We start from the raw sequence: 20,113 nt of genomic DNA on the forward strand, positions 1-20,113 counted from the left end.
ACCGGTTCAGCAGCGGGCGGCGAGCGCGCCGTCGTGCGTCACGACGACGACGGCGCCGCACTCGTCGGTCCGCAGGACGAGCGCACCCCGGCGCCCGTAGAGCTCGACGGTGGCCGCCGCCGGGTGCCCGAAGTCGTTGTCCCTGCCGACGCTCACCAGGGCGAGTCGGCCGCCGACCCTCTCGGCGAGGGCCGGCAGCTGTGCCGGTGAGCCGTGGTGCGGGACGAGCACGACGTCGACCTCCCCGAGGGTGCCGAGCTGCGGCAGGAGTCCGCGCTGGCCGTCGGGCTCCAGGTCGCCCAGGGCCAGCACCGACACCTCCGGTGTCTCGAGCAGCACGACGAGGGAGAGGTCGTTGGCGACCGAGTCGTCCCCGGGGGCCGCGAGCTGTAGCGCCCGTGGCGTGGGCCAGAGCACCCGCCACCCCACCTCACCGACCTCCCCGTGCGCGCCGAGGCCGGGACGTTCGACCGCCGTCCCCTCCTCGGCGAGCGCGGACAGCACGTCGTGCTCCGCGTCCGTGGGTGCGCCGTGCGGGGTGAGCAGGGCCCGGTGCACGGTGACGGCGTCGAGGACCTCGGCCAGCCCGCCGACGTGGTCGGCGTGCAGGTGGGTGAGGACGAGCAGGTCGACCTCACGCACGTCCGCGTCCGTGAGGCACCGCGCGGCGGCGTCGCCCGCCGGCCCGACGTCGACGACGACGGCGGCGCGCGGCCCGCTGCGCAGGGCGAACCCGCCGCCCTGGCCGACGTCGCACTGCACCGCGAGCCAGTCGTCGGGCACACCACCCAGCAGCCCCCCGATGGCACGTCGGGGACCCGGGACGAGGGTGAGCAGGACGACGAGACCCACCACCGACGCCCCGAGCAGCCCGGCCCGCCGGCCGCGCCGGACGAGGACGAGCACGAGGGCAGTGAGGGCGGCCAGCAGCGCCGCCCCACCGAGACCCGCGGGCCAGGGGACCTGGGAGCCGGGCAGCTCCGCCCAGTCGAGCGCGACCCACGCGACCCACCCGGTGAACCAGCCGGCCGCCGTCGCCAGCGGCTCGGTGACCGCGGGCAGCCAGGGCGAGAGCACGGCGCCCACCACGCCGAGCACGGTGGCCGGCGGGACCGCCGGCGCGGCGAGGACGTTCGCCGGGACGGCGTACGTGGCCACGGCCGGCTCGAGGAGGATCACCACCGGGGCGCAGCACACCTGCGCCGCGGCGGGCACCGCGACGACGTGGGCCAGCGTGCGCGGCAGCCACCGGGTCAGCCGGGCGGCCCACGGGCCGGAGAGCACGACGAGCCCGGTCGTCGCGAGGACCGACAGGGCGAAGCCGTAGGAGCGCGCGAGCCACGGGTCGAGCAGGAGCAGCGTGACGACGGCGGTGCAGAGCGCGGGAAGCGCCCGCGAGGGCCGCCCAAGGAGCAGTGCACCAAGGCCGATGGCGCCCATCGTGGCCGAGCGCAGCACGCTGGCCTCCGGGCGCACGAGGACGACGAAGCACACGAGGACGGTGGCGCCGACACCGACCCTCAGCCAGCCAGGTGCCCAGGCCAGCGCGGCGAGCACGGCGCCCAGCACGATCGCGACGTGTGCGCCGGAGACCGCCGTGATGTGGGTGAGCGAGACGGCCCGCGTCGCGTCCTCCAGCTCGGGCGGCAGCCGGGAGTCGTCCCCGACCGCGATCCCCGGCACCAGACCGCGGGCCTGCGCGGGGGCGTCGGCGACTGCCGCGACCAGACCCTCGCGCATCCGGTTGGCCAGCCGCTGGTGCGCGGGTGGCGGTGCCCGGACCTCGGGCTCACCGTGCACGACGACGAGTGCGGTGACGTCCTCCCCCGGGTCCACGGCGACCAGCCGTCCGGTGAGGCTGACCGCGCTCCCGAGCGCGACGCCGCTCCAGCCGGGCGGCGCGAGGAGGAGCACGGGCGCCCGGGCACGCGCCGCGAGCCCCCGCCCCTCGACGACGTCGGCACGGACCGGCACCATGACGCGCTCACCGCCGCCCCGCTCGGGAGGTGCCGCCACCGTGGCCGGGTCGCCGGTGACGGTGCCCCTGATCTCGACGACGGCGGAGATGGCGGTGAGCTCGCGGAGCAGACCACCCGCCCGCTGGTGCACCTGGGCCGCCGTCGAGAGCAGGACGAGCGCAGCCACGACGAGCGCGAGCGCGGCGGTGGCCTGAGGAGTCGGCCCGGCCCGGTCCCGGTGCCGGGCACCGTGCCGCAGCGTCCAGGCACCGCGGGCGGCGAGCAGCAGCAGGAGGCCCGCGATGCCGCCGCCCGCTGGCGGCGGGAGCAGGACACCACCGAAGGCCACGACCCACGCAGCCAGGGCGGCGGGCACGAGCCGCAGGTCGAGGGTCACACGCGCACCCGCTCACGGACGCGCTCGAGGGTCGTCGGCCCGATCCCGGAGACCTCGAGGAGCTCGTCGACCGAGTGGAAGGGGCCGTTGGTCTCCCGCCACTCCAGGATGCGCTGGGCGATGGCCGGACCGACACCGGGGAGGGTGTCCAGCGCGCTGAGGTCGGCGGTGTTGAGGTCGACGACGCCGGCCTCGCCCGGCTCCCCGCCGGGTCCGGTCGCACCAGCCGCGGCAGCGGGTCCGGCGGGACCTGCTGCGGCACCGGGTCGCGCCTCCCCGACGCGCGGCACGTAGACCTGCTCGCCGTCCTGAAGGGGGCGGGCGAGGTTGACGGCGGCGAGCTCGGCCTCCGGCTGCGCGCCACCCGCCGCGTCGATGGACTCCGCCACTCTCGCCCCGGCGGGCAGCCGCACCACACCGGGCTCCACCACCGCCCCCGCCACGTGGACCACCACGACGGCCGGGTCACCACCCGCCGCGGTTCCCGGACGGTCGTCCCCGACCGGACCCTCCGGAGCGGCCGTGACCCCGCTCGGCATCCCGGCTCCCGGCACCTCGCTGCCGTCCGCCTCACCGACCGCCACCTCCCCCGTGCTCGCCCCCGCCCCGGGCGCGTGGGTGACCAGCGGCGGCACCGGAACCGGGTCCGACGGGCCCAGGGCGATGGCCCGGGCGACCACCGCTCCCGCCAGTGCCGCGACGACGGCGAGCAGCACCACAGCCGCCCGGCCGGAGACGGCCCACCGCCGCGTCCGACCCGGCGTGGTGCTCGCCGTCGACCGCCCGCCCGCCCGCGACCGAGCTCTGGTCCCGGAGCCCTCGTGCGTCCCGGTGCGGCCCGCCGTGCCGGCGGCACCACCCGTGCCCACCCCGCCATCGGCCCGCTCGCCGTTGACGATGCGGTCGAACTCTCGCCCGGCGTCCTCGTCGAGGTCGAGGTGCCCGGCCGTGGCCGTGTAGGCCCGGCGGGTCAGTGCCCGGAGCCGGGCCGCGGAGTCGGGCGTTCCGCGCCTCGCCGTACGCGCTGCCATACCCGGGACCGTAGGGACGCCGGGCCGCACGCGGACGGCGCGGTCGACGCGCCCGGGGACCAGGACACCCCGCTCCCGCGCTGGGGAGCAGTGTGCTCAGACCGCGAAGGGCGCGACCGAGCCGATGACGACGGCCTCCTCGGTCGTCGACGGGTTGGCCCACCAGTGCGCCTGGGAGCACTCGTAGGTGATCGTGTCGCCCTCGCCGAGCTCGTGCCGTGTCTCGCCGAGGACGACGTCGAGGCGGCCGCGCAGCACGTGGACCGACTCGAGGCCGAGGTGCCGGAAGGGGCGGTCCTGGTTGGAGAAGCCCGGCGGCATGACGGTCCGGATCACCTGCAGCGGCAGGCTCTGGTCCGGGGTGAGCAGCTCACGCACCGGCCGCGGAGTGCCGTCCTCGCCGGGGTCGATGTCGGGCAGGACGAGCCGGGCGTCGGCCCGCACGACCGGCTCACCGTGCCGCTGAGCGCTCTGGAGGAGGGCGATGAGCGGCGTCCCGAGCGCGCCGGCCAGCCGGGAGAGCGTCTGGAGCGAGGGGTTGCCGCGGCCGCGCTCGAGCTGGCTGATGAGGCCGGCGCTGAGCGCCGAGCTCTCCGCGAGCGCCTCCACCGACAGGCCCATCCGCTGGCGGGTGCGGCGCACGACGGCACCCAGCGCGCCGACGTCGTGGGCGTCGCGGCCCCCCGCGGAGTGACTCACGGCGCCCATGCTAAGGCGCGGGCGGTGAGGTCACGGTGTCGGGCCCGGCGCCCGCTGCGGCGCCGCGCTCCCCTTCGGGCACGGCCTCGGCAGGCTCGGCAGTGGCCACCTCGACCTCGGCGAGCGCCACGAGCCGCGCGAGCTCGCCGACCGGGTCGGGGTGGTCGTCCACGCGCAGGTCGACGCGGGTGGTCGGCGGCCAGGCGCCGTCGTCCGCCCCTGCGACGACGACGAGCGCGGCGCTCTGCCGGCCGCGTCGGTCCCCTCCCGCGCCGTCCCCGGCCGTGAGGGCGGCGAGCAGCCGACGGGAGAGCGGGGCGTCGGGCTCGGCGGCGAACGCCGCGTCCATCGCCTCGAGGACCTCCCGGCCGACGAGGAGGTTGCCGGCGACGGCGACGCCGTCCCGGCTCCACCCGCCGGCCCACGGCAGGCACTCCGGCCCGGTCCACACCGCGCCGCGTCCGCTCGCGTCCACCAGGGCGACCTGACGCTGGTCGAAGCCCACGTCCTCCCGCTCCAGCGCGGCCAGCACGTCCCGGGGCGCCACGCCGTCGCGCATGAGGCGCAGCCCGCTGGACCGGAACCCGCGGTTCGTGCGCGCCTGGGTGGCCAGCGCCCCGGTCGCGGGGGCCGCCGCGGGGACGACGGCCCCGACGGCGAGGGAGCGGGTGGCCGTGGCGACGCCCAGGGCGTCCCCGCTGCGGGCGACGATCGAAAAGGTCATCGGGTCCCAATGTCTCGGTCAGGTGTCTGTCTGTGGACGGTACTTGCGTTCACGCGACGGAAGCAACAGACTGACGATATCTTCATTTGGATGACAGCGGCACGGCAACCATAGGAGCTCACCATGACCGCCTCCCCAGGACGACGTCGTCGGCTCGTCGCGGCGGCCGCTGCGGCGGCCCTGCTCGCCGCCTGCAGCACCGGTGACGGTGTGGACGTCGACGGCACCGACACCGGCACGGACGACGCAGCGACCGGGGACGCCCCGGCCGGTGGCGTCGTCGTCGCGGGCATCGCGGGCGAGCCGGACCAGCTCGACCCGCACAACACGACCGCCTACTTCTCCTTCCAGGTGCTGGAGAACGTCTTCGACACCCTGGTCCAGCCCGACGAGAACCTCGAGATGGTCCCCGCCCTCGCGGAGTCGTGGGAGGTCAGCGACGACCAGCTGACGTGGACCTTCACCCTGCGGGAGGGCGTCACCTGGCACGACGGCTCGCCCTTCACCGCCGACGACGTCGCCTACTCCTTCAACCGGATCATCGACGAGGAGCTCGCCAACTCCTGGCGCTTCTCCGCCGTCGAGAGCGTCGAGGCCACCGACGAGTCGACGGTGACGATCACCGTCTCCAGCCCCTCCCCCAACCTGCTCGCCAACATCGGCGGCTTCAAGGGCGTGGCCATCGTCCAGCAGGAGAACGTGGAGTCCGGCGACATCGGCACCGCGCCCGTCGGCACCGGCCCCTTCCGGGTGGAGAGCTATGCGACCGGTGACTCCATCGAGCTCGTCGCCTACGAGGACTACTGGGACGGCGCGCCGTCCGTCGCCGGGGTGACCTTCGAGTTCATCCCCGAGCCGACCACGGCGGTCGCGGCGCTGCAGGCCGGGGAGATCCACTGGACCGACAACCTTCCCCCGCAGCAGGTCGCCTCGCTGAGCAGCGACGACGCGATCGAGATCGGCCAGGTCGGCTCCAACGACTACTGGTACCTCGCGCTCAACCAGGCCAGGGAGCCCTACGACGACGTCAACGTCCGTCAGGCGATCTCCTACGCGATCGACCGCGAGGCGATCACCCAGGCGACGATGTACGGCAACGCCACGGTCAACCAGACGGCGATCCCCGAGTCCTCGAGCTTCTACACCCCCTACGACCGCTACTCCCACGACGTCGAGCAGGCCCGCTCGCTGCTCGCCGACGCCGGCGTGGCCGAGGGCGAGCTCACCATGGACCTCATGGTGGCGAGCGACTACCCCGAGACGGTGCAGGCGGCACAGATCATCGAGAGCCAGCTCTCCGACGTCGGGATCGCCGTCGAGATCCGCACCCTGGACTTCGGCACGTGGCTGGACGAGCAGGGCCAGGGCAACTTCGACATGCTCATGATGGGCTGGCTCGGCAACCTCGACCCGGACGACTTCTACTACTCCCAGCACCACTCCGAGGGCGGCAACAACTACCAGGGGTACGCCAACCCCGACGTCGACGCGCTCCTCGACCAGGGACGCGTGGAGACCGACGAGGCCGCGCGCAAGCAGATCTACGACGAGGTCGCCACGCTGGTCGCCGACGACGCGAGCTACATCTACCTCTACAACCCCGACGTCGTGCAGGCGTGGAGCCCGCAGCTCGAGGGGTACACGGTGATGAGCAACCGGGCGATCCGGTTCAAGGACGTCTCGCTGAACGACTGACGAGGAGCGACGATGGCATTCGTCATCCGGCGGGTCCTGCACTCGGCGGTCGTGCTGCTCGGCGTGTCCGTGCTCGTCTTCGCGATCGTCCAGCTCGTCCCGGGCGACCCGGTGCGGATCGCGATGGGCACCCGGTTCGACCCCGACGTGTACGCCCGCCTGCGGGAGGCGTCGGGGCTGGACCGGCCCCTGGTCGAGCAGTACGTCGGCTACCTCACCAGCGCGGTGACCGGTGACCTCGGGGTGTCCTTCCGCTCCGGGGAGCCGGTCACCGAGATCCTCCTCGGCCGGCTGCCCGCGACCGTCTCGATGGCCGGCACGGGCATCCTCATCGCACTGGTCGTCTCCTTCCCGCTCGGGCTGTTCGCCGCGCTGCGGCACGGCCGGGTGAGCGACACGGTCGTCCGCGGCCTGTCGCAGTTCGGGGTGTCGATCCCGGACTTCTGGATGGCGATGCTGTTCATCCTGCTGTTCTCCTCGACGCTCGGCTGGCTGCCGCCGTCGGGCTACGTCGCCCTCACCGAGGACCCCTCCGGGTGGGCGAGGCGGGTGGTGATGCCGGCGCTGACGATCGGGCTCGTCGCGGGCTCGATCCTCACCCGCTACATCCGTTCCTCGGTGCTCGAGGTGCTCGCCGCCGACCACGTGCGCACCGCCCGCTCCAAGGGCCTGCGCAACCGCGTCGTCATCGGCCGGCACATCGTGCGCAACGCCCTCATCCCGGTCCTCACCATCACCGGCAACCAGCTCGCGACGATGCTCGGGGGCGTCGTCGTCGTCGAGGTCGTCTTCGCCTGGCCGGGGCTCGGTCGGCTCATCTACGACGCCGTCCTGGCCCGGGACTACCCACTGCTCCAGGGGTCGATCCTGCTCGTCGCCGCCATCTTCCTGCTCATCAACCTGCTCGTCGACCTCCTCTACGGCAAGGTCGACCCGCGGATCCGGGTGACGTCATGACCGCCGCCACCGCCACCCCGCCCGCCGCGCCCGCCGCGCCGCGGCGCCCACCGAACCGGTTCCGCGCGCTGCGCTCGCTGGTGCGGAGACCGATCGCGGTCGTCGGGCTCCTCGTGCTCGCCGTCGTCGTCCTCGCCGCGGTCCTCGGGGAGCAGCTCGCGCCGTTCCCGGCCAACGCCGTCGACATCACCCGGGCCCTGCAACCACCGAGCGGGGAGCACCTGTTCGGCACCGACGAGCTCGGCCGCGACGTGTTCTCCCGCGTCGTCCTCGCGGCGCGGGTGTCCGCCCAGGTCGCGATCGTCTCGGTGAGCATCGCCCTGGTGGCCGGGGTGCTCCTCGGGCTCGTGGCCGGCTACTTCGGCGGGTGGCTCGACGCCGTCATCATGCGCAGCGCGGACGTCCTGTTCGCCTTCCCCGTCATGCTCCTGGCGATGGCGATCGTCGCGATCCTCGGCCCCGGGCTGACGACGGCGATGGTCGCGATCGGCGTCGTCTACGTCCCGATCTTCGCGCGGGTCACGCGGGCCAGCGTGCTCAGCGTGCGCACCGAGCCCTACGTGCGCGCCTCGGTCTCCCTCGGGGCACGACCGGGCCGGGTCATCGCCCGCCACGTGCTGCCCAACATCTCCGCCCCGATCATCGTCCAGACCTCGCTCTCGCTGGCTTTCGCGATCCTCTCCGAGGCGTCCCTGTCCTTCCTCGGCCTGGGGGTGCAGCCGCCCGAGCCCTCGTGGGGGCGGATGCTCTTCGACGCCCGCGGCTTCCTCGACCAGGCGTGGTGGATGAGCATCTTCCCCGGCGCCGCCGTGTTCGTCACCGTGCTCGCGTTCAACCTCGTGGGCGACGCCCTGCGCGACGTCCTCGACGTCCGCGCCGACTCCGGAGGCAAGCCGTGACCCCCGCCCTCGAGGTCCGTGACCTCCGCGTGCAGATCGGCTCCGCCGAGATCGTCGGCGGGGTGAGCTGGGCGGTGGAGCCCGGGCAGACGCTGGGGATCGTCGGGGAGTCCGGGTCCGGCAAGTCGATGAGCGTCCTCGCCGCGGCCGGCCTCATCGGGCCGCCGACCGCACGCGTCAGCGGGCAGGTGCTCCTCGCGGACGACGACGGCGGGGGCGGGCCGCGCGACCTCCTCACCCTGTCCCCCGAAGCGCTGCGGCGGGTGCGGGGGCGCGGCATCGGCTTCGTCTTCCAGGACCCGGCGACCTCGCTCAACCCCGTCCTCACCGTCGAGCGCCAGCTCACCGAGGGGCTCGAGGAGCACCTGGGCATGACCCGCCGCGCCGCCTCGTCACGGGCCGTGGAGCTGCTCGAGCTCGTCGGCATCCCCGACCCGACACGGCGGCTGCGGTCCTACCCGCACGAGCTGTCCGGGGGGATGCGGCAGCGGGTGATGATCGCCATCGCCCTCGCCTGCGACCCACAGGTGCTCATCGCCGACGAGGCGACGACGGCGCTGGACGTCACCATCCAGGCGCAGATCCTCGACGCGGTCCGTGGCCTGCAGGAGCGCCTCGGCACGGCGACGGTGTGGATCAGCCACGACCTCGCCGTCGTCGGCGGCCTGGCCGACGAGGTCGCCGTCATGTACGGCGGCCAGATCCTCGAGCAGGCCGACGTCCTGACCCTCTACCGGGAACGGGCCCACCCCTACACCGAGGGGCTGTTCGCGGCCCGGCCGCGTCTCGGCTCACGTGACGACGTCCTCGCCACGATCCCGGGCAGCCCCCCGGACCCACGCCACCTGCCGCCCGGCTGCGTGTTCTACGACCGGTGCACGGTGCGCCACGACGAGCGCTGCGCGAGCGAGCGACCCGAGCTCCGGCCGCTCACGCCGGGCCATCTCGTCCGGTCCTTCTACGCCTCGTCCCGACAGGAGCAGTCATGACCGCGCCGCTGCTCGACGTGCGCGACCTTCAGGTCCGCTTCCCCGTCCCCTCGGTCCGCGGGCTGGGGCGGCAGTGGGTGCACGCGGTGGAGGACGTCTCCTTCACCCTCGACCGCGGCGAGACGCTGGGCCTCGTGGGTGAGTCCGGCAGCGGGAAGTCGACGATCGGCAACGCCCTGCTGCGGCTCGTCACGCCGACCGCCGGGCGGGTGCTGCTCGACGGGGAGGACGTGCTCGCCGCCCGCGGCGCCCGGCTGCGTGCGCTGCGGCGCAGGGCGGCGATGGTCTTCCAGGACCCGCTCGCGTCGCTCGACCCGCGCAGCACCGTCGCCGAGTCGGTCCGCGAGCCGCTGGAGATCCACAACCTGCACCGCGGCCGCGGCCGCGAGCGCCGGGTCGCCGAGCTCATGGACCTCGTCGGGCTCGCGCAACGCTTCCTCGACCACTACCCGCACGAGCTGTCCGGCGGGCAGCGCCAGCGGGTGTGCATCGCGCGGGCGCTGGCCGGTGACCCCTCGCTCATCGTGCTGGACGAGGCGACCGCCTCCCTGGACGTCTCGGTGCAGGCGCAGATCATGAACCTGCTGCGGGAGCTCCAGGGTGAGCTCGGGCTCGCCTACCTGTTCATCTCCCACGACCTCGCCGCCGTCGAGCACATGAGCCACCGGGTGCAGGTCATGTACCTGGGCCGGCTCATGGAGCTCGCCGGCCGGGAGCAGATCTACACCGAGGCGGGGCACCCGTACACGCAAGCGCTGATGTCCGCGATCCCCAAGGACGACCCCGTGGCCGAGCGGCAGCGTCGCCGGATCATCCTCGAGGGCGACATCCCCTCCCCGATCGACCCGCCGTCGGGCTGCGTCTTCCGCACCCGCTGCCCGCTCGCGGTCGAGGAGTGCGCGCGGCACGTTCCCACGGTGGTCCTCGGCGAGGGCCACGTGTCCAACTGCGTCCGGGCCGGCGAGCAGGTCCCGGTCGGCTGACACGCCGTGGACTCACGGCTGGTGTGCGGTCGGGCGCCGCCTCACCTGCTGGCGGGTGCGAGCGCGACGCCGACGACGCCGGGCCCGGTGTGCGCGCCGACGACGGCCGTCACCTCGCTGCGCACGATGCTCTCGACCTGCGCCCCCGTCTCCGTCAGCCGGTCCTCGAGCGCGGCGGCCAGGGTGTCGGCGGTCGCCTCGTCGGCGAAGTGGTGCACGGCCACCCGGACGAGCCCACCGTCACCCCGCGGTGTCGCCGCCCCGGGGCCGCCCGCCGCGCGGACCGCGAGCTCGACGATGCGCCGCTGCGTCCTGGCCGCGCCGCGCGCCGTCTCGACGACGGCGAGTCGCCCGCCGCGCAGCGCGAGGATCGGCCGGACGCCGAGAGCCGAGCCGAGGAAGGCCCGCGCCGGCCCGATCCGTCCTCCCCGGGCGAGGTAGTGGAGGTCCGGTACCGCGAAGAACACGCTGCTGCGGGCCGCGGTCTCGCGGGCCGCGGCGAGGACGCCGTCGGCGTCCGCTCCCCGCGCGGCTCGCTCCGCGGCAGCGGTCACCGCGAACGCCATGCCGCCCCCGACGGTCCGCGTGTCGACGACGTGCACGGGCACCCCGCGCCGCTCGCCCACCTCCGCGGCCGCGAGGCGGGCGGCTCCGACGGTGCCGGAGAGCTCCGCGGACAGGTGGAGCGAGACGAGCGCGCTCGCACCGTCGTCGACCGCTTCCTCCATCGCCTCGACGAGCGCCGCGGGGGTGGGCTGGGAGGTCGTGGCCGTCCCGCCGTCGTGCAGGTGGCGTGCCAGCAGGTGCCGGGCCGACGCGTCGTCGGGGTGGTCGGCGCCGTCGACGAGCACGCGCAACGGCACGACCCGGACACCGAGCCGAGCCGCACTCTCCGGCGAGAGGGAGGCCGTGGAGTCGGTGAGGACGGCGACGCCTGGCATCCCCCTCAGTCCGCGGCGCCGTGGTGACGTGCCCGGACGAGCGCGACGACGGGCGCACGGTTGGCCACGCCCCGGCTCACCGAGCCGAGGAGCAGCCCCGCGAGCCCGCCACGAGCACGGGTCCCGACCACGACGATGCTCGCCTCCGCGGACGCCGCCACCAGCGCCCGGACCGGGCGTTCGCGCTCGAGCCGCAGCTCGAACGGCACGTCGGGGAAGCGGTGGTGCCACTCGTTGAGGCGTTCGGCGGTGATCCTGGCGAACTCACCGGCGGTCTGGTCGTACTGGCCGCTGAGCACAGCGTCGGGGAAGTCGGGGAACGCCGCATCGTGCTGGGCACCCTGGACGACGACGAGCTTGGCACCCCGCCGGGTGGCCTCCTCGAAGGCGTACTCCATCGCCTCGGGGGCCCCGTCCTCCGGGTCCATCCCGACGACCACCGGGGCCCCGGGGCCCGCGGGCGACGGTCCGTGGACGACGACGACGGCGCACCGCGCGTGGGCGGCGACCTTCTGGGACACCGAGCCCATGACGCCCTCGTCGGCCTCACCCTGGCCGCGTGCCCCGACGACGACGACGCTCGCCCGGGTGGACGCCTCCACCAGGGCGGTCGCCGGGTCGTAGACCCGCACCTCCGTCGTGAGCTCGAGGCCGGGCTGGGCGGCCCGGACGCGGTCGACGGCGGCGGAGACGACCCGCTCCCCCGTCTCGGTGATGTCCGGCGACGGCGCGAACTCCCAGGCACGCGCGCGCGAGAGCCACGGGAACGCGTAGAGGACGTGCAGCCCGACGCCGCGGCGGGCTGCCTCGGCGGCCGCGAAGTCGACGGCCCGCTCCGCGGGAGGGGACCCGTCGGTTCCCACGACGACGCTGCCGGTGGGGTACTCCTCGGTGTCCATCGAACTCCTCGCACGCGGTGGTGCAGGTCGGCAGGAACCCGGCCCGCGCGGCCATCATCCCACGCGTCGGCAGGCTGCCCCGGGGACCGAACCGCCGATCCGCACCCGGCGGGACCGCGGTGGCCGGCGCAGACCGCGCGGCCGGCTGAACGGGTCGGTGCCCAAGGTGGTCAGGAATCGAGAAGTGCTCCGCCGTGGGCGTCACTACCGTCGAGGTCATGGCAACCATCGACTTCGTCACGCTCGAGGTGGCCGACCTGACGGCCGCCGAACGGTTCTACGCCACCGCCTTCGACGTCGGTCCGCGGCTCCGGCTGCGGGAGTCGGCCGCGCCGACAGCGGGGTTCCGCGGGTTCACGATCTCGCTCCTCGTCACCCAGCCGGCCGGCGTCGACACGCTCGTCCGCAGCGCAGTCGACGCCGGCGCCACGGCCCTCAAGCCGGCGGCGTCGTCGCTGTGGGGCTACGGCGGCGTGGTCCAGGCACCGGACGGGACGGTCTGGACGGTGGCGTCGTCGTCGAAGAAGGACACCGGCCCCGCCCGCCGGGAGATCGACGACGTCGTGCTCCAGCTCGGCGTCGCCGACGTCGAGGCGAGCAAGCGGTTCTACGCCGACCACGGGCTGACGCCGACGAAGAGCTTCGGGCGCCGGTACGCGGAGTTCGACACCGGGCCGGTCAAGCTCACGCTCAACAAGCGCGCCGCCCTCGCGAAGGTGTCCGCCGTCCCCTCCGACGGCAGCGGGGCGCACCGGCTCGCCATCGGTGGGGACCTCGGGCCACTCACCGACCCGGACGGGTTCGAGTGGGAGCGTGCGTCCGCCTGACGCGCCTCTTCACCGGCCCGGGCGCTACGGAGTACCGTGCCGTGTCCCACCAGTCGGTACGCACGCAGGACGTGATCCCATGACCGCTCGCAAGAAGGACGACACCGGGCCGAGGCTGCTCTCGGGTGGCAACCCGCAGATCCCCAAGGGTGAGGGCGACGGCCCGGTCCAGGACTACATCGCCGCCATGCCCGGGTGGAAAAGGGAGGTCGGGCAGCGCCTCGACGCTCTCGTCACGACGACCGTGCCGGGCGCGCGGAAGGCCGTGAAGTGGAACCAGCCGTTCTACGGCACGCGGGACGACGAGGGCTGGTTCCTCTCCTACCGCTGCTACACGGACTACGTGCAGGTCCAGTTCCTCAGGGGCACCTCGCTGAAACCGATGCCCCCGAAGGAGTCGAAGCACGACGAGGTCCGCTACCTCGACGTCCGCGAGGACGACGAGCTGGACGAGGACCAGCTGACGGCCTGGATCGAGCAGGCCGCCGCGCTGCCCGGCGAGCGGATGTAGCGCGGCGACCGCCGTCGTCGTCGGCCTTCAGGCGGAGGCCGCGCGTGCCTGGCTCCCCGCCCCATCGACGAGGCCACGTGCCTGCAGCGCCGGGATGACCCCGCTCACCAGGCGGGCGACGTCCGCCGGGACGGACCCGGGCAGCACGACGAACCCGTCGGCGGCCCCGGCCTCGAGCCACTTCTCGATGGTCGCGACGACGTCGCCGACCGTGCCGACCGCCTCCAGCGCGCCGGCCCAGCCCTCGTCCCCGCCCGCGATGTCGGTGAGGAGACCGGCCCGCGTACGGGCGGACTCGTAGTCCGCCGCGATGACGGTGCGCAGGTCGACGAGCACCCGGACGGGCTTGCGGCCGGCGGCCCGTGCCGCCGACCGGACGGCGTACCGCAGCTCGCGGGCCCAGGCGAGGTCGGCCTCGCGGAGACGGACGACGTCGGCGAGCTCGGCCGCGGTGGTCAGCTCGGCCTCCTCCGCGAGCGGCACGACAACGGTCGGCCGCTGGCTGGTGCGCGCGGTGGCGCTGCGCACGAGCTCCTCGAGCAGGTCCCCGAGCTGCGGCAGCGCGGTGACCGGCTGCGCACCGGTCCCGCGGGCGAGCTGGAGCCCGGCCCACGAGCCGCTCTTGCGGTTGAACTGCGCGAGCTCCGCGGCCACGGCGCCGTCCGCACGGCCGAGGTGGACGCTGGGAACCAGGCCCGTCCCGCCGGCGCTGGGGCTGATCCGGCGTGCGGCGATGACGGGGTCGAGCCACGAGTTGGCGCGAGGTGCGGCGTCGGCGCGGAGGCGGAAGTCCTCCCCCAGCGTGACGAAGGAGACGCCGCCCTTGTGTGCCGCCCTGGCGTAGGCGGCGAGGCGGACGAGGTTGGCCTGCTCCGCGGGCAGCCCGGCGGCGAGGTCACGGTCGTGGGCGGGGGCGCCGAGGCCGGAGAGGTCGAGGGCGATGGTCGCACCCGTCGAGGTGGTCTCGGTGGTTCGGGTCGGCAGGAAGGCAGTGGACATGGCAGGACACCAATCGGGTCAGCTGGGCGTGGGCCCGGAAGGAAGATGGGGCCTGGCTCGCCGAGTCCGGTCCCGGCGTGTCACGCGCCGGTCTCCGGGGGCTGGGCCAGGGGTGATGCGTCAGCGGGGAGTGCGCCGAGGCATCGCTGGTATGTCCTCAGTTCGACATACAGGGGCGAGCCCACATGCACATGGAGCGACCGCTTCGGCTGGTGATCTGCCGGTGGGTGCTGCTCTGGTGCGTGGTCATCGCTCTTCCTTCGTGCTCTGCACCTCGTGGTGCACTGCGTTGCCCCGCACTCCGCGGGACCAGGTCGTCACCCGGGGCACCCACCGCACGTGGCGGGTTGCCGACCAGCAAGCCGGGGCTTAGCGCACTGTCGTGCGCACTGATGCTCTGAACCTGGCGCTGACGCTAGCCGGGCCCGACTTCACGTGTCAACTGTCACCCACCCCCTGGCCCCCGACCGCGCCCTCCCCGCCGACAGCGGAGTTGTTGCACGACACCCCATCCGTCGTCACGCCGACACCCCGTTGTCGCGCCGACAGCGGAGTTGCACGACGCCCCACCCCCGGCGCCCACCGCCCCATGCGCCGACAGCGGAGTTGTTGCACGACCCAGGCTCGCAGCACGCCCGCGAGCACAGGTCTCGGCCGAGCGGTCGTCCTGCGCCGTCAGGGCAGGAGGCGCGGAAAGGCGCGATCGAGGTAGACAAGGGGCTCGGAGGCGTCGGAGGTGTGTGCGAGGACGGCGCGCACGGTGATGAGGAGACTGTCGCCCACGGGAACCCGCTGCTCGACGATGCCCCTGATCCACGCCGTCGTGCCCGGGAGCACCGGCTCACCACTGGTGAGCGAGCAGTAGTCCAGCCCCGCGAACCGATCGGCGCCGCGGACGGCAAAGCGTCGCGCCAGGTCCTCCTGACCGACGGCGAGAAAGTTGACGACGACGCTCGGCGCCGTGTCCAAGACACGGCGCGACGTGGACCCCGCGCTCACCGAGAACGCCAGGATCGCCGGGTTGGCCGCGACGGAGATGACCGACGTGGCGGTGAAGCCGGCCGGCCCCGTCGGTGTAGCGCACGTGACGACAGCGACACCTGCCGGATGCCGGCGGAAGACGGCCTTGAACTCCTCACTGCCCAGCGAGTCCTGCCGGTCGACGGGCAGGGGGTTCTCAGCAGTCATACGTGCGACTCTCTCCTCGGTCCAGGGGTCGTCTGTCGTCCATTCTCGTCGAACACGCCGACGACGCAGAATCGTCCCGCGGGCGTGCGTCGGCCCGGCAGGTGGCCTCGGCCGGCTCGTGCACAACAACCCGGCTCTCGGCGTGAGGAGGGTGGCGTCGGCTACGCCGCCCCGTGCGCGACAATCCCGCTCTCGACATGACGAGGGGGGTGGGACCGGCTCGGCGCCTCGTGCGCAACAACTCCGCTCTCGGCGGAAGGAGGTGGCTCGGCGCTCCGTGTGCAACAACCCCGCTCTCGGCGTGAAGGGGGGCCCCCTGCGCAACAACTCCGCTCTCGGCGTGAGAAGGGGGGGTCCGGTTAGGAGTTGGGGTGGTGGATGATCTCGGTGGACAGCTCGCGGACCGCGGCGGGGGCGAGGCGCACGCGGTCGTCCCACTCCTCGCGGTTGAAGGCGTCGGCGACGGCGCTCACCGGCTCCAGCGCGATCGACTGCCGCTCCTTGCCCGGGAGGGTGTCCGCGGTGAACACGTGCATGACGGGCGCCTGGTCGGCGCGCTGCCGCACCTCGATCGAGCGGCCGGTCATCGGGGACCGCAGCCACGTGGACGCCACACCGTCGGTCTGCGCGAGGAGGAAGGCCGTGTCGAGCCGGGTGTCGTCGAGCGGGTCCCAGCTGGCACCGTCGTCGTCCACCTCCCGGTAGGCCTCCTCGCCGGCGAGCGGGATGAGCTGCTCGTCGACGGCCACCCGGGTGCGGGCGGGGACGGTCAGGCGCAGGCCGTTGACGGTCTCGTGGCCGGGCAGGGTGAGGTAGGGGTGCCAGCCGAGGACGACCGGCGCGTCCGTCGGCCCGACGTTGCGGGCGCGCAGCTCAGCACCCAGCCGCTGCCCACCGAACCGGAAGACCACCTCGAGGTCGAGCGCGAAGGGGTAGCCCGCGTGCTGCTCCGGGCGGATGGTCGTGGACAGGGTGAGCGCGGCGAGCTCGCCGCTGGTGTCCACGCCGTCGAGCCGCCACCGCGCCCGCCGCACCAGCCCGTGGATGACCTCGGTGTCCTGCGGGTGCATCTCGGGGCGCAGGTCGTACTCGCTGCCGTCGAACGTGTAGCGCCCGCCTCGCAGCCGGTTGGCGAACGGGGCCATGATCGCGAACGCACCCGAGAGGTTGCGCTCGAGCTCGGCGGCCGAGGCGTAACCCGCGGCGAGCTCCACCGTGCCGCCGTCGGGCGTGGACGTCGACCACCGCAGCACGGTCGCCCCGGCGAGCGCGACCTCCAGCCGCGTGCCGCCGTGCCGGACGATGACGGTCGGCTCCCCTCCCAGGTCGCCCCGCTCCATCAGGCCGGCACCACGTTGACGAGCCGCGGTGCGCGCACGATGACCTTCCGGACCGCTCGCTCCCCCAGGGCGCGCTTGACGCCCGGGGTGTCCAGCGCGAGCCGCTCCAGCTCCTCCGCGTCGATCGACACGGGGACCTCCAGCTTGTCGCGGAGCTTGCCGGCGACCTGGACGACGCACGTGACGGTGTCCTCGACCAGCAGCGCCGGGTCGGCGGCGGGGAAGGCCTCGTGGGCCAGTGACTCCCCGTGGCCGAGCCGTCCCCACAGCTCCTCGCAGATGTGCGGGGCGATCGGCGCGAGCATGAGCAGCAGCGGCTCGACGGCCTCCCGTGGCGTCCGGGCCAGACCGGTGAGGTGGTTGTTGAGCACGATGAGGCGGGCGATGGCGGTGTTGACCCGCATCGCCGACATCTCGGTCTCGACCTCGTCGATGGTTCTGGCGACGACCCGGCGGGTCTCCTCGTCGGCGGGCTCGTCGGTGACCAGCAGCTCACCGGAGTCCTCGTCGACGACGTTGCGCCACAGCCGCTGCAGGAACCGCTGGGAGCCGACGACGGCGCGCGTGTCCCATGGACGCGACAGGTCCAGCGGGCCCATCGACATCTCGTACACCCGGAAGGTGTCGGCGCCGTAGGCCTCGTACATGTCGTCCGGGGTCACCATGTTCTTCAGCGACTTGCCCATCTTCCCGTACTCCCGGGAGACCTCCTGCCCCTGCCAGCGGTAGGTCACCTCCCCCGAGCCGTCGGGTGCCGCGACCTCCTCAACCTCGTCCGCGGGCACGTACTGCCCGCGGGAGTCGGCGAAGGCGTAGGCCTGGATGTAGCCCTGGTTGAACAGCCGGTGGAAGGGCTCGGCGCTGGAGACGTGGCCCAGGTCGAACAGGGCCTTGTGCCAGAAGCGGGCGTAGAGCAGGTGGAGCACGGCGTGCTCGACGCCGCCGACGTACAGGTCCGCGCCGCCGAGGGACTTCCCGCCCGTCGGGCCCATCCAGTACTGCTCATTGACGGGGTCGACCAGCCGCTCCTCGTTGTGCGGGTCGAGGTAGCGCAGCTCGTACCAGCACGAGCCGGCCCAGTTGGGCATCGTGTTGGTGTCCCGGCGGTAGGTCTTGACGCCGTCCCCCAGGTCCAGCTCGACCGTCACCCACTCCTCGGCCCGGCCCAGCGGCGGCTCGGGGAAGGAGGTGGCGTCGTCGGGGTCGAAGGTCCGCGGCGAGTAGTCCGGGACCTCCGGCAGGTCGACGGGCAGCATCGACTCGGGCAACGCGTGGACCCGGCCCTCGTCGTCGTAGACGACCGGGAAGGGCTCGCCCCAGTAGCGCTGGCGGGAGAACAGCCAGTCGCGCAGCCGGTAGGTGGTGCGGGCCTCGCCCAGCCCCCTGTCCGAGAGCCACCGGGTGATGGCCGCCTTCGCGTCCTCGACGCCCAGGCCGTTGAGCGAGACGTCCTCGTTCGCCGAGTTGATGATCTCCCCGTCACCGGTCCAGGCGCCACCGGCGAAGTCGGCGGGGGGCCGCACGGTGTGGATGACGTCCAGGCCGTAGGTCTGGGCGAACTCGAAGTCGCGCTGGTCGCCGCCCGGCACGGCCATGATCGCGCCGGTGCCGTAGCCCATGAGGACGTAGTCGGCGACGAAGACGGGCAGCTGCGCACCGTTGACCGGGTTGGTGGCGAAGGCGCCGGTGAACACGCCGGTCTTGGACCGCCCCTCGTCCTGCCGCTCGATCTCCGTCTTGGCGGCGGCCTGCGTGCGGTAGGCGACGACGGCCTCGGTGGGCGTGGCGTGCCCACCCGTCCACTCCTCCGTCGTGCCGTCCGGCCACGCGGCGGGGACGGCGTCGTCGATGAGCGGGTGCTCCGGGGCCACGACCATGAACGTGGCCCCGAACAGCGTGTCCGGACGCGTGGTGAAGACCTCCAGCGCCAGCTCGGCCGACCCGCCCTCGGCCTCCCCCGCGCTCACCCGGGAGGGCAGCGCGAAGCGCACGGTCGCGCCCTCGGAGCGGCCGATCCAGTTGCGCTGCATCGCCTTGACCTTGTCCGGCCAGTCGATGTCCTCGAGGTCGTCCACGAGACGGTCGGCGTAGGCGGTGATGCGCATCATCCACTGGCGCAGGTTGCGCTTGAACACCGGGTAGTTGCCCCGCTCGGAGCGCCCGTCGGCGGTGACCTCCTCGTTCGCCAGCACCGTGCCCAGGCCGGGGCACCAGTTGACCGGGGCGTCGGAGACGTAGGCCAGCCGGTGGGCGTCCAGCGCGGCCGCGCGCGCGTCGTCGCCCATCTCCCCCCAGGGCAGGCCCGACGGCGTGCGCCGGGTGCCGTCGGCGAAGGCGGCCTCCAGCTCGGTGATCGGGCGCGCGGCGCCCCGCCCGCCGCCGGGACGCTCGGCGTCCTCGTCGTACCAGGCGTTGAAGAGCTGCAGGAAGATCCACTGCGTCCAGCGGACGTAGTCGGTGTCCGTCGTCGCGAAGGAGCGGCGCTCGTCGTGGCCCAGTCCCAGGCGCCGCAGCTGGCGGCGCATGGTGACGATGTTCTCCTCGGTCGTCAGACGCGGGTGACGTCCCGTCTGCACGGCGTACTGCTCCGCGGGCAGGCCGAACGCGTCGTAGGCCAGGGCGTGGAGGACGTTCTTGCCCTTCATCCGGTGGTAGCGGCCCACGACGTCGGTGGCGATGTACCCCAGCGGGTGCCCGACGTGCAGTCCCTTGCCCGAGGGGTAGGGGAACATGTCCAGGACGTAGAAGGTGTCGTCCGAGACCGGTCCGGCGAGGTCACCGGTGGGGTTGGGCGCGTGGAACGTGCCGCGCTCCTCCCACCGGTCCTGCCACCTCTGCTCGATCTCGCCGGCGAGGGCGGCCGTGTAGCGGAAGGCGGGCTCCGCCGGGACGGCGGGGGTCGTGTCGGTGCTCATCGAAATCCTCACGGTGGGTGCGGGTCACTCCTGGCAAGAGAAAACCTCCCCGCAGGGAGGTCCGCCGCGCTGATGCGGCGCCGAAGGGCGCCCGCTGAGGTCAGCGCGGCTGCGTAAGGAGGTCCCGTCGCGACATGCCCGCCACCCTACCGCAGCCTGTC

Annotated in this window: 17 protein-coding genes and 1 riboswitch; of the genes, 7 read left to right on the forward strand and 10 right to left on the reverse strand. The window is 73.7% G+C overall.

Features of this window, described 5'->3' with window-relative positions:
• Positions 1 to 6: 6 nt before the first annotated feature.
• From VR894_RS09985 to VR894_RS10000, 4 genes are all read right to left on the reverse strand, one after another.
• Positions 7 to 2,355: a ComEC/Rec2 family competence protein gene (locus tag VR894_RS09985; protein WP_324651233.1), complete on the reverse strand. Its 2,349-nt coding sequence runs from the start codon at positions 2,353 to 2,355 to the stop codon at positions 7 to 9.
• Positions 2,352 to 3,386 carry a ComEA family DNA-binding protein gene (locus VR894_RS09990; RefSeq protein WP_324651234.1) on the reverse strand — a complete coding sequence of 345 codons (1,035 nt, stop codon included), beginning with the start codon at positions 3,384 to 3,386 and terminating at the stop codon, positions 2,352 to 2,354. Before VR894_RS09990 ends, VR894_RS09985 begins: the two co-directional genes overlap by 4 nt.
• 96 nt (positions 3,387 to 3,482) lie before the next feature.
• A complete protein-coding gene (locus VR894_RS09995; RefSeq protein ID WP_324651235.1) occupies positions 3,483 to 4,085 on the reverse strand; it encodes an XRE family transcriptional regulator in 603 nt (200 codons plus the stop codon).
• 10 nt (positions 4,086 to 4,095) lie between these two features.
• Complete coding sequence (locus VR894_RS10000; protein WP_324651236.1) at positions 4,096 to 4,809, reverse strand: DUF1028 domain-containing protein; 714 nt, start codon at positions 4,807 to 4,809, stop codon at positions 4,096 to 4,098.
• A gap of 123 nt (positions 4,810 to 4,932) precedes the next feature.
• Between VR894_RS10000 and VR894_RS10005 the strand changes: the two genes are divergently transcribed.
• The 5 genes from VR894_RS10005 to VR894_RS10025 are packed head-to-tail and all read left to right on the forward strand — an operon-like array spanning position 4,933 to position 10,332.
• Entirely contained in the window at positions 4,933 to 6,504 is a 1,572-nt protein-coding gene (locus tag VR894_RS10005) for an ABC transporter substrate-binding protein (protein ID WP_324651237.1), read from the forward strand.
• Positions 6,505 to 6,516: 12 nt separating this feature from the next.
• Positions 6,517 to 7,461, forward strand: a complete 945-nt coding sequence (locus VR894_RS10010) for an ABC transporter permease (protein ID WP_324651238.1) — start codon at positions 6,517 to 6,519, stop codon at positions 7,459 to 7,461.
• Entirely contained in the window at positions 7,458 to 8,360 is a 903-nt protein-coding gene (locus VR894_RS10015) for an ABC transporter permease (protein WP_324651239.1), read from the forward strand. Before VR894_RS10010 ends, VR894_RS10015 begins: the two co-directional genes overlap by 4 nt.
• Positions 8,357 to 9,349, forward strand: a complete 993-nt coding sequence (locus VR894_RS10020; RefSeq protein WP_324651240.1) for an ABC transporter ATP-binding protein — start codon at positions 8,357 to 8,359, stop codon at positions 9,347 to 9,349. Before VR894_RS10015 ends, VR894_RS10020 begins: the two co-directional genes overlap by 4 nt.
• Positions 9,346 to 10,332: an ABC transporter ATP-binding protein gene (locus tag VR894_RS10025; RefSeq protein ID WP_324651241.1), complete on the forward strand. Its 987-nt coding sequence runs from the start codon at positions 9,346 to 9,348 to the stop codon at positions 10,330 to 10,332. Before VR894_RS10020 ends, VR894_RS10025 begins: the two co-directional genes overlap by 4 nt.
• Before the next feature lie 41 nt (positions 10,333 to 10,373).
• Here VR894_RS10025 and VR894_RS10030 read toward each other — a convergent pair whose 3' ends face one another.
• Together VR894_RS10030 and VR894_RS10035 are read right to left on the reverse strand one after the other, a co-directional pair.
• Positions 10,374 to 11,273, reverse strand: coding sequence for a DegV family protein (locus tag VR894_RS10030; RefSeq protein ID WP_324651242.1), 900 nt, complete (start codon positions 11,271 to 11,273; stop codon positions 10,374 to 10,376).
• Between the two features lie 5 nt (positions 11,274 to 11,278).
• Positions 11,279 to 12,172: a universal stress protein gene (locus VR894_RS10035; RefSeq protein WP_324651243.1), complete on the reverse strand. Its 894-nt coding sequence runs from the start codon at positions 12,170 to 12,172 to the stop codon at positions 11,279 to 11,281.
• Between the two features lie 218 nt (positions 12,173 to 12,390).
• Here VR894_RS10035 and VR894_RS10040 point away from each other — a divergent pair, with 218 nt between their 5' ends.
• Both VR894_RS10040 and VR894_RS10045 read left to right on the forward strand, forming a co-directional pair.
• On the forward strand, positions 12,391 to 12,999 hold the full coding sequence (locus tag VR894_RS10040) for a glyoxalase (RefSeq protein ID WP_324651244.1): 609 nt from the start codon (positions 12,391 to 12,393) through the stop codon (positions 12,997 to 12,999).
• A gap of 79 nt (positions 13,000 to 13,078) precedes the next feature.
• The gene (locus VR894_RS10045; protein WP_324651245.1) at positions 13,079 to 13,510 is read left to right on the forward strand and encodes a DUF1801 domain-containing protein; all 432 of its coding nucleotides are present in this window, start codon (positions 13,079 to 13,081) and stop codon (positions 13,508 to 13,510) included.
• A 27-nt stretch (positions 13,511 to 13,537) separates the two neighbouring features.
• Here VR894_RS10045 and VR894_RS10050 read toward each other — a convergent pair whose 3' ends face one another.
• The 4 genes from VR894_RS10050 to leuS all read right to left on the reverse strand — a co-directional run bounded on the left by VR894_RS10050 (position 13,538) and on the right by leuS (position 19,952).
• Entirely contained in the window at positions 13,538 to 14,509 is a 972-nt protein-coding gene (locus tag VR894_RS10050) for a hypothetical protein (protein ID WP_324651246.1), read from the reverse strand.
• Between the two features lie 281 nt (positions 14,510 to 14,790).
• A riboswitch (SAM riboswitch) is annotated at positions 14,791 to 14,913 on the reverse strand.
• A 271-nt stretch (positions 14,914 to 15,184) separates the two neighbouring features.
• Entirely contained in the window at positions 15,185 to 15,697 is a 513-nt protein-coding gene (locus tag VR894_RS10055) for a flavin reductase family protein (protein ID WP_324651247.1), read from the reverse strand.
• Between the two features lie 359 nt (positions 15,698 to 16,056).
• On the reverse strand, positions 16,057 to 17,037 hold the full coding sequence (locus tag VR894_RS10060) for an aldose 1-epimerase (protein WP_324651248.1): 981 nt from the start codon (positions 17,035 to 17,037) through the stop codon (positions 16,057 to 16,059).
• Positions 17,037 to 19,952 carry a leucine--tRNA ligase gene (gene leuS, locus VR894_RS10065; protein WP_324651249.1) on the reverse strand — a complete coding sequence of 972 codons (2,916 nt, stop codon included), beginning with the start codon at positions 19,950 to 19,952 and terminating at the stop codon, positions 17,037 to 17,039. The genes VR894_RS10060 and leuS overlap by 1 nt, the downstream gene beginning before the upstream one ends.
• Positions 19,953 to 20,113: the final 161 nt, after the last annotated feature.

Origin of the sequence: Georgenia sp. H159, assembly GCF_035607575.1 — a bacterium.
In the GTDB taxonomy this organism is placed as follows: domain Bacteria; phylum Actinomycetota; class Actinomycetes; order Actinomycetales; family Actinomycetaceae; genus Oceanitalea.